The sequence below is a fragment of the Marinoscillum luteum genome (assembly GCF_044005705.1).
Lineage (GTDB): Bacteria > Bacteroidota > Bacteroidia > Cytophagales > Cyclobacteriaceae > Marinoscillum > Marinoscillum luteum.
Genome location: NZ_JBIPKE010000012.1, coordinates 227,032 through 240,136, shown reverse-complemented (window position 1 = coordinate 240,136; position 13,105 = coordinate 227,032). Strand labels below are relative to the sequence as shown.

General features: G+C 47.1%; 14 protein-coding genes. 13 read left to right on the top strand and 1 reads right to left on the bottom strand.

Annotated elements, in window-relative coordinates; genetic code table 11:
- Positions 1 to 5: 5 nt before the first annotated feature.
- The 13 genes from ACHKAR_RS04430 to ACHKAR_RS04370 all read left to right on the top strand — a co-directional run bounded on the left by ACHKAR_RS04430 (position 6) and on the right by ACHKAR_RS04370 (position 12,900).
- Positions 6 to 881 carry a carbon-nitrogen hydrolase gene (locus ACHKAR_RS04430; RefSeq protein WP_159578896.1) on the top strand — a complete coding sequence of 292 codons (876 nt, stop codon included), beginning with the start codon at positions 6 to 8 and terminating at the stop codon, positions 879 to 881.
- Positions 878 to 1,918, top strand: coding sequence for an agmatine deiminase family protein (locus ACHKAR_RS04425; RefSeq protein WP_395416345.1), 1,041 nt, complete (start codon positions 878 to 880; stop codon positions 1,916 to 1,918). Before ACHKAR_RS04430 ends, ACHKAR_RS04425 begins: the two co-directional genes overlap by 4 nt.
- 138 nt (positions 1,919 to 2,056) lie before the next feature.
- Positions 2,057 to 3,109: a hypothetical protein gene (locus ACHKAR_RS04420; RefSeq protein ID WP_395416344.1), complete on the top strand. Its 1,053-nt coding sequence runs from the start codon at positions 2,057 to 2,059 to the stop codon at positions 3,107 to 3,109.
- A 169-nt stretch (positions 3,110 to 3,278) separates the two neighbouring features.
- Positions 3,279 to 4,865, top strand: coding sequence for a ribosomal protection-like ABC-F family protein (gene abc-f, locus ACHKAR_RS04415; RefSeq protein ID WP_395416343.1), 1,587 nt, complete (start codon positions 3,279 to 3,281; stop codon positions 4,863 to 4,865).
- A gap of 143 nt (positions 4,866 to 5,008) precedes the next feature.
- Positions 5,009 to 6,163: a helix-turn-helix domain-containing protein gene (locus ACHKAR_RS04410; protein WP_395416342.1), complete on the top strand. Its 1,155-nt coding sequence runs from the start codon at positions 5,009 to 5,011 to the stop codon at positions 6,161 to 6,163.
- A gap of 81 nt (positions 6,164 to 6,244) precedes the next feature.
- A complete protein-coding gene (locus ACHKAR_RS04405; RefSeq protein ID WP_395416341.1) occupies positions 6,245 to 7,081 on the top strand; it encodes an acyl-CoA thioester hydrolase/BAAT C-terminal domain-containing protein in 837 nt (278 codons plus the stop codon).
- Between the two features lie 77 nt (positions 7,082 to 7,158).
- Positions 7,159 to 8,160 (top strand): LLM class flavin-dependent oxidoreductase, encoded by a 1,002-nt coding sequence (locus ACHKAR_RS04400; RefSeq protein WP_159578882.1) that lies wholly within the window; start codon positions 7,159 to 7,161, stop codon positions 8,158 to 8,160.
- Between the two features lie 37 nt (positions 8,161 to 8,197).
- On the top strand, positions 8,198 to 8,674 hold the full coding sequence (locus tag ACHKAR_RS04395; RefSeq protein ID WP_159578881.1) for a YehS family protein: 477 nt from the start codon (positions 8,198 to 8,200) through the stop codon (positions 8,672 to 8,674).
- A gap of 112 nt (positions 8,675 to 8,786) precedes the next feature.
- Positions 8,787 to 9,389: a SatD family protein gene (locus ACHKAR_RS04390; RefSeq protein ID WP_395416340.1), complete on the top strand. Its 603-nt coding sequence runs from the start codon at positions 8,787 to 8,789 to the stop codon at positions 9,387 to 9,389.
- Positions 9,386 to 10,105, top strand: a complete 720-nt coding sequence (locus tag ACHKAR_RS04385; RefSeq protein ID WP_395416339.1) for a DUF3307 domain-containing protein — start codon at positions 9,386 to 9,388, stop codon at positions 10,103 to 10,105. The genes ACHKAR_RS04390 and ACHKAR_RS04385 overlap by 4 nt, the downstream gene beginning before the upstream one ends.
- A gap of 169 nt (positions 10,106 to 10,274) precedes the next feature.
- Entirely contained in the window at positions 10,275 to 11,429 is a 1,155-nt protein-coding gene (locus tag ACHKAR_RS04380; protein ID WP_395416338.1) for an MFS transporter, read from the top strand.
- Between the two features lie 219 nt (positions 11,430 to 11,648).
- Positions 11,649 to 12,461 (top strand): hypothetical protein, encoded by an 813-nt coding sequence (locus ACHKAR_RS04375; protein ID WP_395416337.1) that lies wholly within the window; start codon positions 11,649 to 11,651, stop codon positions 12,459 to 12,461.
- A 97-nt stretch (positions 12,462 to 12,558) separates the two neighbouring features.
- Entirely contained in the window at positions 12,559 to 12,900 is a 342-nt protein-coding gene (locus ACHKAR_RS04370) for an MmcQ/YjbR family DNA-binding protein (protein ID WP_159578873.1), read from the top strand.
- 9 nt (positions 12,901 to 12,909) lie between these two features.
- Here ACHKAR_RS04370 and ACHKAR_RS04365 read toward each other — a convergent pair whose 3' ends face one another.
- Positions 12,910 to 13,095 (bottom strand): hypothetical protein, encoded by a 186-nt coding sequence (locus tag ACHKAR_RS04365; protein ID WP_159578871.1) that lies wholly within the window; start codon positions 13,093 to 13,095, stop codon positions 12,910 to 12,912.
- Between the last annotated feature and the right edge of the window lie 10 nt (positions 13,096 to 13,105).

Here is a 13,105-nt window from a genome sequence, read left to right as displayed (position 1 = left end):
TCAATATGCCAAAAGAAAGAATCGTCAATATTGGGCTCGTACAAAACGCCTGTAGCGGAGATCGGGATCAAAATCTCCAAAAAGCCATCAAAGGAATAGAAGATGCGGCTGCCAAAGGAGCACAGATCGTGTGCCTGCAGGAGCTCTTCGGGTCACTCTATTTCTGCGATGTGGAAGACTATGATAACTTCAACCTGGCAGAAGCCATACCTGGCCCCACCACGGATATCTTTTGTGCACTCGCCAAACGCCTGGGGGTGGTCATTGTAGCCTCTCTTTTTGAGAAAAGAGCACAAGGCCTTTATCACAACACAGCTGCCGTCATAGACGCAGATGGCACTTATCTGGGCAAGTACAGGAAAATGCACATTCCTGATGATCCGGGTTATTTTGAGAAATTCTATTTCACCCCCGGCGACCTGGGATTCAAGGTGTTTGAAACCAAATTTGCCAAAATAGGCGTACTGATCTGCTGGGACCAGTGGTACCCGGAAGCCGCCAGAATTACGGCGCTCATGGGCGCCGAGATGCTCTTCTACCCTACGGCTATCGGCTGGCATAACAGCCAGGATGAGCGCACCAATCAGGAGCAGCACAATGCCTGGCAGACCATCCAGCAGTCGCATGCGGTGGCCAATGGCATCCCGGTGATCGGGGTAAACCGCACCGGTGTGGAGGGCGACATGCAGTTTTGGGGTGGATCTTATGTGACCAACGCCTTTGGCTGGCTGGAATACAAAGCCCCACATCTGGAAGAAGTCACAGAAGTGGTTCCCATAGACATGAATCGCTCCGATAGCTATCGCATTCATTGGCCATTCCTGAGGGATCGCCGTATCGATGCTTACTCTCCTATTGAAAAGCGATTTATAGACGAATGATGGCATCAACTCCCCGCGAACAGGGATTCCGCTTTCCTGCAGAGTGGTACCCACACCGAGCTACCTGGCTGAGCTGGCCGCACAACGAAAACTCATGGCCCGGCAAGATCAAAACGATCTACCAGCCTTACTGTGAATTTATTAAAGCAGTAGCCACTGGCGAACAGGTGTGCATCAATGTGGCAAATGATAAAATGGAAAAACAAGCGCGTACATACCTCACTGAGGTGGGCGCTGACCTGAGCAACATCGCTTTCTATCACCATCCGACCAATGACGCCTGGTGTCGTGATCATGGGCCGGCTTTCGTCATCAAAGAAGGTGAAAAAGCGGTGATCAACTGGGGGTACAACGCCTGGGGCGAAAAATACCCTCCTTATGATCTGGACAATCAAATTCCCGGATTGGTGGCCGGAAAGCTGGGACTTGAAACTTTTAACCCGGGCATTGTCATGGAAGGTGGCTCTGTAGATTTTAACAATCAGGGCATCATCCTCACCACTACTGCTTGTCTGCTCAACAAAAACAGAAACCCCCACCTGAATCAAGGTCAAATAGAGACTTATCTGAAGGATTACTACGGAGCTCATGAAATCTGGTGGATTGGTGACGGCATAGTAGGTGATGATACCGATGGCCATGTGGACGATATCACACGGTTTGTCAATGACAACACTGTGGTAACTGTGGTAGAGCCCAACACCGCAGATGAGAACCATGCACCACTTCAGGAAAACCTGGAGCTACTCAAAACTTTCAAAATGCCGGATGGCTCCCCTCTCAACGTGGTGGAACTGCCCATGCCTAAACCGGTGGTTTATGAAGATCAGCGTTTGCCGGCCTCTTACGCCAACTTCTACATTGCCAATAGTTGTGTAGTGGTGCCCACCTATCGCGATCAGAAGAATGATCCTTTGGCGCTTGAAATTCTGAAGACCGTCTTTACCGATCGGGAAGTGATCGGCATAGACTCCACTGATATCGTTTGGGGCTTAGGAAGCTTCCATTGTCTCAGTCAGCAGGAGCCTTTGGTTTAACTAATCACTGTAAATACCCGCTTGTCAGTTTTTCAGGTGGGTATTTCACCTTTTTTGACCTTCAACCCTTCATGGGCGTATAACAGAAAATTCATTATCCAAACCTGGAGGTGAATTGCTTTTACCAACGAGAAGACCATGAGAGTAATTATCCTTTTCCTAGCCATTCACACACTGGTGGCCTGCAGCAATCCCAAGAAAGCAGGACCTCAAACCTCTAAAGCAGACACCGCCGCTCCGGCGATTAGCTGGCTCGAAGACTGGCTATCTGCGTGGGAGCTCATCTCCACAGAGGTACTCCAATTACCAGAGGCTGCCGCCCCCGCCATGCTTTTCTACGATCAAAAGTATGTTTACACCACCTCTCAGGTAAGCGCTCCAGATGGAGTATCATTTAATGGACCCTCTTTTTTTGGGACGAAGTTGGATTGGTGGATGCAGGAACACCATGACACCCTGACCATTCCCGATGGCCAGCACGTACCTGTCCAACTCATGACTTTTGCCGCCCCATCTTCTTCCCCCGGCTCGGCACCCTTTTTCGTGATGGCCGCACCCGATTTCTGGAAAACTGCAGGTATAGACAGTGAGGAGGTTGGGTTAGAAAAAATGCTGACAGGTGTATTTCTTCATGAATTTTCTCACGCCAGGCAAATGAATGGATTAGGTGAACGGGTCTCCTTTCTGGAGCAAAATGGCAACTTCCGATATGAGGTCAGCGATGATCTCATTCAGGAGTATTTTTCTGGTGACTCCAGGTATGTGAGTGCCTTCAAAAAGGAAGTGGAGCTTTTCTATCAAGCGGCAATTGCCAGAAATACCACAGATAGACTGAAATTATCAAGGCAGGCATTGGACATGTACGACCAACGCCAGAAGTTCATGAGTTCGTTAGATTCCACATTGGTGGAGCTGGATGATATTTTTCTCACCATGGAAGGTACAGGACAATACATGATTGTGAGCTGGCTCACACATCCCCGCTGTAAAGGAGGGAGTGTGGATCTTAAAATAGCCATCAAAGCCACCAGAAGGCAGAAAACCTGGTGGTCACAAGATGAAGGCCTGGCACTTTCTCTGCTCTATCAACAGTTAAGTGAGCAGCCTGATTGGGCACCGTTTTACACTTCACATCCGGTCACCCTTATCGAATCAATAAGAAATGAGCTAAACCAAATTGCGGTAGAATAATCTTAATTTCATTTCTGTAAATCAATATTCAAGAGAACATTCTTATCTTTGCCCACATAATCCTAAATCTGGACCTTAATAGTGTGATTAACTAATTTCTTTCAACTGTAAAACAGCCTGCCACCAAGTGGCACCGGGCTGATTTTTCCATTTTTTATCGAAAGAAATCATGCTTGTCTTACAAAACATCTCCTATTTACACCCCAACAATGATCTGCTATTTGATGGCATCCATCTTGCCGTTAACCGACAGGAAAAAGTAGCTTTAATCGGTAACAATGGTGCCGGAAAATCAACCCTTCTGAAACTCATCGCACATGAACTGGAGCCATCGGAAGGGCAGCTCAAAACAGAAGCACCTCCTTACTATGTTCCACAGATTTTTGGCCAGTACAATCATCTAACCATTGCCGAAGCCTTGCAGGTAGATGAAAAGCTCAAGGCCCTACATGAAATTCTGAATGGCAACACCGCAGATTCCCATTTTGAAAAACTTGCCGACGACTGGACCCTGGAAGACCGATGTATGGAAGCCCTCAGTCATTGGCAACTTCCACACCTGGATTTGAGGCAAAAGATGGAGACTTTAAGTGGTGGACAAAAAACTAAAGTCCTGCTGGCCGGAATCTCCATTCATCAACCAGAACTCGTGCTCCTGGATGAGCCCAGCAATCACCTGGACATGTCCGGGCGGAAATTGCTCTATGAATTCATTGAATTCACTAACTGCACGCTGGTGGTGGTGAGTCACGACCGGACGTTATTGAACCTTTTGGATGCTACCTACGAGCTCAACGCACGTGGAATAATGGTCTATGGTGGAAATTATGACTTCTATGCCAAGCAAAAACAGATAGAACGTGATGCCCTCGATCAGGACATTCACGGGAAAGAAAAGGCTTTGCGCAAAGCCAAAGAGAAAGAGCGCGAAACCCTGGAACGAAAGGAGAAATCTGATGCCAGAGGAAAAAAGAAACAGGAAAAGGCAGGAGTTGCCCGCATCATGATGAATACCATGAAAAATAATGCGGAGAAAAGTACTTCCAAGGCAAAGAGTATCCACGCAGAAAAAATTGGTGGAATAGCTGAGCAACTCCATGAATTGCGATCGCAGCAGTTTGACATAGGTCAGATGAAATTCGGGTTGAATGATTCGGCCCTGCACATCGGAAAAGTCTTACTCACGGCTGAAAACATCAATTTTAGTTACCAAGCTCAATGGCTTTGGAATGAAAACCTGAGCATTCAGATCACCAGCGGTGAACGAATAGCACTGAAAGGTGCCAATGGCTCAGGGAAAACCACTTTAATCAAACTCATTTTAGGATGGCTGGCCCCTCAGCAGGGAACGATCCGAATAGCCAGAAATCATTCTGTTTACATTGATCAGGACTACTCGCTGATAAACAATACGCTGAGTGTGTACGAACAAGCTCAGCAATCAAACACCTCGGCCCTACTGGAGCATGAAATTAAGATCAGGCTCAACAGGTTTCTGTTCACCCGTGAAGACTGGGACAAGCCGTGCATGGCGCTCAGCGGCGGAGAACGCATGCGACTGATGCTTTGCTGCATGACCATCAACAGTCAGTCACCAGATCTCATCATCCTGGATGAGCCCACCAACAACCTGGACATTCAAAACATAGAAATATTAACGGCTGCCATCAATGTGTATCAAGGGACACTGATCGTAGTGTCTCATGATGAAAGTTTCTTAACCCAAATCAATGTGGAGAGAACAATCCATCTATGATAACAATCAAGGTTTTGGTATCAGTAGCCTGAGGTTACCATGATAGCAACAGCCAGGCCTGAAGCTCAGTTTCAGGACATTTTCGCATTGGCTTTATGGTCACTTTTGTCATAACTTGCATGCCGTGACAAAACCCTAATCGAGTGGAGTATCTCATTGTAGCAGGCATAGTGCTCTCGGTACTTCTCCTGGCCGTAACCCTTAGCAAGAAAAACAAACAGGCACCTGACAAGCACCTGATTCTCTATCTTGGTTTTGCTACTTTCTGGCAGGTATATTTTTATCTGGAGACCCTAAGCTTTCTCCAGGCCAGCCCTTTCATGCTACTAGGCAAAGGACTCTACCTGCTCAATGCCCCATTGTTTTTTGCTTATGTGTACGTGCTTACCACCTCCAGGAGGTTAACGCCGAAACTAAGTGCTATACTCTTTTCGCCATTTGCGGCTTACGTGATTCACTTCATGTATTTCTATTTCCTCGTGTTTGATCAGGCTGACTTGTCCATCAAAAGTGGGCTATTGTTCGTCGACGGGCAGCTCGCCATATCATGGCTGTTCTTTGTCATTCTTTTCCTGCTCATCGAGCCTGTGTTCCTTGTCTGGTTTTACTTCTTACTGAAAAAATACAAACAAAGGCTTCTGCAAACGGAGTCCGATCTGAGCCGCATTCGGTTGAGGTGGCTATACCTTCTATTCTACCTTTGTCTGATCATTTCACTCTTTCTCATTCCCGCCAGCATGCTTTCGCTCGGAGGTGGGTGGATCTCTACTGATCTGCTCCCAATCATGATGCAAGGTGCCACGGTGCTATTCCTGTTCATAGTAGGGTACTATGGCTTCCGACAAACTACTGTTTTTGCTAATCCGGCATTGGATCTGACAACTGAGGGTCAAATGAAAAACGGCTCTTACCAACGATCGGGGTTATCTGACGCTCAGGCTGCCATCTACCACGCTCAACTCCTCACGCTGATGGAAGAAAAGATGCCCTATCTGAATGGGGAATTGAAAGCTTCCGAACTCGCACAAATGCTGGACATCTCTGTTAATCACCTTTCTCAGGTGCTCAATAACATTCAGCAGCAAAACTTTTTCGACTTTGTGAATGGCTACAGAATAAAAGAGGTCATCAAAAAGATGGAAGCCCCCAAAAACAGCCATCTCACCTTACTGGCTATGGCATTGGATTCAGGATTCAACTCCAAGACCTCATTCAATACGGTATTCAAAAAAATGACCCACCAAACTCCTTCGGCCTTTTACAAATCCCTCACTTCCAGCCTTCAGGAAAAAGGGTAAAAGAGGTTCGAACCTATAGGTTGGGGCGCTGACGACCCCTTCACTCCTTATGCTTGCATCATTTTTCACTCAAAAATGACAATGATGAAAGTAGTAAGTATCTTCTTTTCCCTGGTGCTCCTGATGGCTTGCAATGATGGCACAACCGATCGCTCCGGGGTAGACACCCAACTCTATTTAGGTGATGGCGATCATCAACCGCTGATTGTTGCCTTTGGTGGTGGTGATGGGGGTAACGGGTGGACGAGCGACCGGGTAAAGGATAAACGTGAGCAGCTCATTGCTAAAGGATACGCCTTTTTGGCTGTTGGTTACTTTGGCACCGCCCAGTCACCCGGTACACTGGATCGGATCTCCCTGGATGCCATCCATGACGCCATCCTCTCAGTTGCTAACCACCGCAAAATAGACCGCAATAAAATTGCCCTGCTGGGTGTATCCAAAGGTGCAGAATTGGCGCTGCTTTTGGCCAGCCATTTCGAGGATATCTCATGTGTGGTGGCTATGGCTCCCAGTCACTGTGTATTTCCGGCACATACATTTATGGCGTCCACTTCTTCATGGACCTATCAGGGCGAGGAAGTTCCTTTTGTCCCTATGACCTGGGGAGCGGTCCCAGCGGCGATACAACATGACCTTTTATCTGCTTTCAGCATTATGCTGAAGGATACGGAGGCCGTTGAAAAAGCCGCGATCAGGGTAGAGGATATCAAAGGCTCCATTTTCTTACTCTCCGCCAAAAACGATGAACAGTGGCCCTCTACTCCGATGAGCCTTGCCGCTATGGAGCGACTGGCCAAAAACAACTTTCCCTACCCCTACCATCACGTAGCCATTGATGGTGGACACTTCGAGGTGTTCGACCATTTTGATAGCGTCTATCATTTTCTGGATCAGAATTTTCCAGCCGACTTGTAGGGCCCTCCCCTTTTAAGATTAAAGCTATTTCGTCCTGAATGAACTATCTGCACCTGCTATTTGTAGTTTTCACTGATATGAAAAAAACGTTTGGCAATATTCCCCTTTCGGTACTCGATTTAGCGGTGATTTTGGAAGGAAATACCCCGGCAGATTCTTTTAGATACAGTATGCGCCTGGCGCAAAAGACCGAGGCCCTTGGCTACCTCAGGTATTGGTTTGCAGAGCATCACAACATGGCCAGTATAGCCAGTGCGGCCACCTCCGTACTCATCGGTCATATTGCCGGAGGTACCTCTACCATTCGTGTAGGGTCCGGAGGAATCATGCTGCCCAATCACTCACCGCTCGTTATTGCCGAGCAGTTTGGCACCCTGGCATCTCTTTATCCCGGTAGAATAGACCTGGGCCTGGGGAGAGCACCTGGCTCAGATCAGGCCACTGCCCGGGCGTTGCAGCGAGACCCCACAGCCGCCTATCGGTTTCCTGATACCGTACAGGAGTTGCAGCAGTACCTTTCTGCGGACAACAAAAACGCTGCTGTCAGAGCCATTCCCGGCGAAGGCATTGACATCCCCATCTGGATTCTCGGCTCGAGTACAGACAGTGCCCACCTTGCGGCCAACCTCGGATTACCTTATGCTTTTGCCAGTCATTTTGCACCTCAGCAACTTCATGATGCTTTTAGAATTTATCATCAGGAGTTTACCCCTTCGGCTCAGCTCAGCGCACCCTACACCATGGCCTGTGTGAATGTGACTGCCGCAGATACCCTGAAAGAAGCCCAACTGATTGCCACCTCCATGCAGAAAATCTTTTTGGGTATCCTCACCAACGACCGAAAGCCCCTTCAGCCACCGGATGCATCTTTTGTGCTCAGCCAGGAAATCGCCCAGGTGATGAAACAGTTTCTGACTTATTCATTTGTGGGTGGCCCGGAAGAAATTCGTACTGGCATCAGCAAGTTTGTGGACGACACACAAGTGGATGAGCTGATGGTAGTCTCACATATCTATGACCTGGAAGCCAGGCTTCGGTCTTATGAAATCCTAAAGGAATTACATCTGGCCGCAAATTGAGTAAAACGCTGATAATGGGTTAAATTTGTCAGCCTATATGAACAACAACGACATTTTAAGACGGATCCGGTTTACTTTCGATTTTAGTGATTCGCAGATGATCTCCATTTTTGCAGCTGCAGATACGGAAGTGACCCGTGCTCAGATCAGTGATTGGTTGAAAAAAGAGGACGATCCCGATTTTAAGCAGCTTTATGATAAAGAACTGGCCATTTTCCTGAATGGGTTCATCAATAAAAAGCGTGGCAAAAAAGAAGGCGAGCAACCAAAACCTGAGAAAAGTCTGAACAACAACATGATCTTCAGGAAACTGAAGATCGCTCTCAACATGAAAGATGAAGACATCCTGGAGGTCTTCTCGCTGGCAGAACTTAAAGTCAGTAAGCACGAAATCAGTGCCATTTTCAGAAAACCTACGCAAAGTCAGTACCGCCTCTGCAAGGATCAGTTTCTTAGAAATTTTCTTCATGGCCTTCAGATCAAGCACAGACCGCAGGACACCAAAGCTTCCTGATTACCAGTGTTGCTGATCGGAGAATCATTGCATAACCTACACTATCGGGTTATTATATGATATTTGTAAATATCGGGTTTATAAGCGATATTACATCTTCAACACATTAGCCATGATCACTGGAGTTATTACAGGGGACATCATCAACTCACGCAAAGCCGAAAGCACCGAATGGCTCACGGTCCTCAAAAGCGCCCTGAATCGATATGGCACCACGCCAAAAGCATGGGAAATCTACAGAGGAGACAGTTTTCAGCTGGAAGTGCCAGCCGAAGAAGCACTCTTTGCCGCACTGTACATCAAAGCATGTCTCAGACAATACAAGGACCTGGATGCCCGCATGGCGATCGGATTAGGTGAAAAAACACATTCGGCCAGCAGACTCTCAGAGTCCAATGGCAGTGCCTTCCGTCACTCAGGGGAGTGTTTTGACTCATTGAAGAAAAGCACACTGGCCCTCAGAAGTGAATGGCCGGAACTTGATCAGGAAGTGAATGCCTACCTTAGTCTGGCCCTCCTCACTGTAGAACGATGGCCTGCCAACGCCTCCTCCATCATCAAAATAGCCATGGAAAATCCGCAACTCACTCAAACAGCGCTTGCCAAAAAGCTAGGCAAGAGCCAAAGCACCATCAGTGAAAGCCTCAAAAGAGCGGGGTTTGATGAAATCATGCAAATGGAAAAGCAATACCGAAACATGATCGCCAACCGATGATTACACTCAGTCTACAACTCCTGCTTGCCCATATCATTGGGGACTTTCTACTCCAACCAGCCAGCTGGGTGGCACATAAAACACAAAGGAAACACCGCTCACCATACCTCTACTGGCACACGCTTGTACACGCCGTGGTCCTCGCCGTTCTTCTCCGGTTTGACCATCAATACCTCCTGGGATTTCTCACGATTGTATGCTCTCACCTGGCCATTGACCTCATCAAGCTCAGTCTCCATCAGCGCTTCAATGAAAGAATACTATTCTTCGCTGATCAAATAGCCCATGTGACGGTCATTATGCTGGTGGTGAATTACTATGAACCAATCAATATTCCTGCTGAAGCGGTTTTCCAACCAAAAGTGCTTCTGCTCATCACCGGGGTTCTCATCGTGACGGTAGTTTCTTCCATCATCATGCGGGTGATCATCACCAAGTGGGCGCTGGAAGAAGATGCCTATGAAGACTCGCTGCCCCATGCCGGTCAGTACATCGGAATGCTGGAGCGGCTATTTGTGTTTGGTTTCATCATCCTCCAGCAATGGGAAGTCATCGGTTTTTTGCTTGCCGCAAAGTCTGTATTCCGTTTTGGCGACCTCTCCAAATCAAAGGACCGGAAGCTCACCGAATACATCCTCATCGGTACCCTGCTGAGCTTCGGGCTCGCCATTGTCACAGGGCTGGCCTACAATCACCTGATTTCACTCATTGTGTAATCATTCCTGATTTTGAGGTTCGGTGAAATTTGAAGTACAAACCGCACGCGCACATGGTGAGTCCTCTGAGATTGCCGGATCACATCAACAGGAAGTATCCTAACAAATCACCAGATTTATTGACAAATACTCCTGAAACATGAGATATCTTTGCTGAAATTACAACCAGGTGGAGCTAAAAGTAAAACAGCGAATAGCACTCAGTACTTATTTCTTTCTTTCAGGATTCGGCTTTGCCACCTGGACCTCTCGCATACCCACCATCAAAGAAGCCCTGGGTCTCAATGAAGCAGAGCTGGGCTCTATCCTACTGGTGATGCCCTTAAGTTCATTGCTCGGACTGCCCCTTTCCGGATTTCTGGTATCGAGATACGCTACCAGAGGGCCCATGTTTGCGGCTTTCCTTTGCTATGCAGTCTCGCTGTTCTCCATCAGTTTTGTGGACAGTACGGCCTATCTGGTGGTAACCATATTTCTGGTGGCTTTCTTCATGCGGATCATCAATGTCTCCATGAATACTCAGGCCATCACCCTTCAGAAGTCTTACGACAAAAAAATCAACGGGTCTTTCCATGCCCTCTGGAGCATGGGGGGAATCACCGGGGTAGGTTTCACTACACTCATGATCTATGGAGATGTGAGTATGCCCATTCATTTTCTTGTTTTCACACTCATAGCCATCCCGGCAGGATATGTGGCGTTTCGTCATGTGCTCAGAAATGACCGGGCCACCACCGGCAATAAGCTCATTCTGCGTAATCCAGATCCCTATATCATGGCCTTGGGCGTGCTCATCCTTTTTGCGGCCATCTGCGAAGGAGGCATGTTTGACTGGAGTGGCATCTACTTCCGCGAAGTGGTGCATGCAGAGGTCTTCACTTTTGGCTTCCTCCTCTTTATGATCTGTATGACCATCTCCCGATTCACTTCCGACTGGGTAATCCATCGGATCGGCATCCAAAAGACCTTTGTCGTTTGTGCGCTATTCATTGCCAGTGGTATTGGTGTAGCCGTAGTGTTCCCCAGCTTTTATCCGGCGCTGATTGGTTTTTCACTGATCGGTTTCGGGGCGGCACCCATCATCCCGATGGCTTTGCTCCAAGCCGGAGAATCCAAAAAATATTCCCCCGGCATTGCCGTGGCCATCATCTCCACTTATTCCACCTCAGGTATGCTCATAGGGCCGCCCATCATTGGTTACCTGGCCCATGCTTTCACCCTGCGGTACGCCTTCCTCTTCCTGCTCGTCATGGGGCTGGGGATGATCCCCGTTTCCCGGTTTTTCTTTAAAATTAAAGCTAAGGGCTCTGGAGTGGTTGGTTGATCTCTGGGGGCCAGGGTGATTCTTATTTGGTTTGAGAAAATGGCAGTTTTCACTATCAGAAGAATCAAAAATCAACATTTCGTTCTCAGATTTTTTTTCCACAAACGGCTAAAAAATAGCTCAACGAAAATAATTCTGCAACATAAGGCTCTTCATGACATCATTGGCGAGTCAAAGACATTTACTTTTACCCCAACTCCATAATATACAAACGATACAATGAATAGAACAATCATAACCTTCCTGACATTAGCAATACTCTCCTGTAAAACGAAGGAAACAACTGAAATCATCGTTATTGGTACTCTACATCAACCTGAAGCCAATTTTAACTCAGAAATCCTCTTCAAGATACTGGAAGAAGTAAAGCCCGACTTCATATTGTTAGAATTAGATTCTAACAAATTCACTGCTGATTTCAGGCTGAAGGAAGCGAAAGAAAATGAGCTTTTAGCATCCAAAAAGTACCAGGAGTATTACCCTGACACACAGTTGAGACCGTACGAATTTGAAGACCGAAATCAGTATAGAATAGACAAAGGAATGCGGCCTACAGATGGCTTGACCCTCCGATTGGTCGACAGCTTATATCACGTAGGTTTATTAACCACAGCAGAAACTGAAATTTTCAAAACTTACAAGGAGACTTTGGAACCGTTAAAAATCCTAGCCGCTAAATCTCCTGAAAATTTCAACAACCCAACCACAGACAGTCTTTGCGAAAGACGCCAATATTACCAATATGAGATGATTCCAAAAATCACTAATGTACGAGACGAGTTTGACAGCAGGTTTTTGATAAAACCAAATGGTGAAAGAATCAGCTACCGCGATGGTTATCAGCTTTGGGCTGATTTTTGGGATTTAAGAAACCAGACCATGGCAAAAAACATTATGGTCATTTCTGAGCAGAGTGAAGGAAAAAAGATCGTTGTACTGTGTGGATTTATGCACAGATACTATATTCTTAGTGAATTAAAGCAGCTCACTCAAGGAACCGACATTACCTTAAATGAGTATTACGAATTATAAAAATGATTCGCAGGTGCTGTGAACCAGAGGCGTACATTGCCTATGAACCTTCAAAAAAGAAGAGTCACTATCTTGCCTGAGTTAACAACAGACTGAAATGGTATCACCTGAAGATTTTCAAAAAATGGCGCTGGAATTTCCCGAAACGGAAGAGCTCCCGCATTTCGAAAAGACCTCCTTTCGGGTGAATAAGAAAATATTCGCTACCCTGGACCTCACACACCTGCAAGCCAGCCTCAAACTCTCCATTGCTGAGCAGGACATTTTTTCGCTCGGTCAGGCTGGGGTCATTTATCCTGTGCCGAACAAATGGGGCAAACAGGGTTGGACGATCGTAGTGCTCAGAAAAATAGACAAGACCCTCCTGCGGGCCGTTTTGACCTCCGCCTACTGCCAGGTAGCTCCGGCACGGCTTTCAAAGGGCATTACCCGCCCATGACCAGTGGGATCACTTTTTTCTACCCCACTTGCTGCGCCTCCATGCTGCTACCAGAAAGGCTACACCAGCGATGGTGATTCCGTAAAAAATCAGTTTTTGTGAAAGCGAAGGCTCAGCAGTACCTGCTGTTTCCTGCGCCCAGGCCGGCAACGTCAATGCAATAACGCTCATCAGTGAAAGTAGGAATTTTTTCATGTCTCTAAGG

What these genes read in the sequence shown, in the direction of transcription:
- ACHKAR_RS04430 (WP_159578896.1), top strand. Translation starts at nt 6, where the DNA reads ATGCCAAAAGAAAGAATCGTCAATATTGGGCTCGTACAAAACGCCTGT.
- ACHKAR_RS04425 (WP_395416345.1), top strand. Translation starts at nt 878, where the DNA reads ATGATGGCATCAACTCCCCGCGAACAGGGATTCCGCTTTCCTGCAGAG.
- ACHKAR_RS04420 (WP_395416344.1), top strand. Translation starts at nt 2,057, where the DNA reads ATGAGAGTAATTATCCTTTTCCTAGCCATTCACACACTGGTGGCCTGC.
- abc-f (WP_395416343.1), top strand. Translation starts at nt 3,279, where the DNA reads ATGCTTGTCTTACAAAACATCTCCTATTTACACCCCAACAATGATCTG.
- ACHKAR_RS04405 (WP_395416341.1), top strand. Translation starts at nt 6,245, where the DNA reads ATGATGAAAGTAGTAAGTATCTTCTTTTCCCTGGTGCTCCTGATGGCT.
- ACHKAR_RS04400 (WP_159578882.1), top strand. Translation starts at nt 7,159, where the DNA reads ATGAAAAAAACGTTTGGCAATATTCCCCTTTCGGTACTCGATTTAGCG.
- ACHKAR_RS04395 (WP_159578881.1), top strand. Translation starts at nt 8,198, where the DNA reads ATGAACAACAACGACATTTTAAGACGGATCCGGTTTACTTTCGATTTT.
- ACHKAR_RS04390 (WP_395416340.1), top strand. Translation starts at nt 8,787, where the DNA reads ATGATCACTGGAGTTATTACAGGGGACATCATCAACTCACGCAAAGCC.
- ACHKAR_RS04385 (WP_395416339.1), top strand. Translation starts at nt 9,386, where the DNA reads ATGATTACACTCAGTCTACAACTCCTGCTTGCCCATATCATTGGGGAC.
- ACHKAR_RS04375 (WP_395416337.1), top strand. Translation starts at nt 11,649, where the DNA reads ATGAATAGAACAATCATAACCTTCCTGACATTAGCAATACTCTCCTGT.
- ACHKAR_RS04370 (WP_159578873.1), top strand. Translation starts at nt 12,559, where the DNA reads ATGGTATCACCTGAAGATTTTCAAAAAATGGCGCTGGAATTTCCCGAA.
- ACHKAR_RS04365 (WP_159578871.1), bottom strand. Translation starts at nt 13,095, where the DNA reads ATGAAAAAATTCCTACTTTCACTGATGAGCGTTATTGCATTGACGTTG.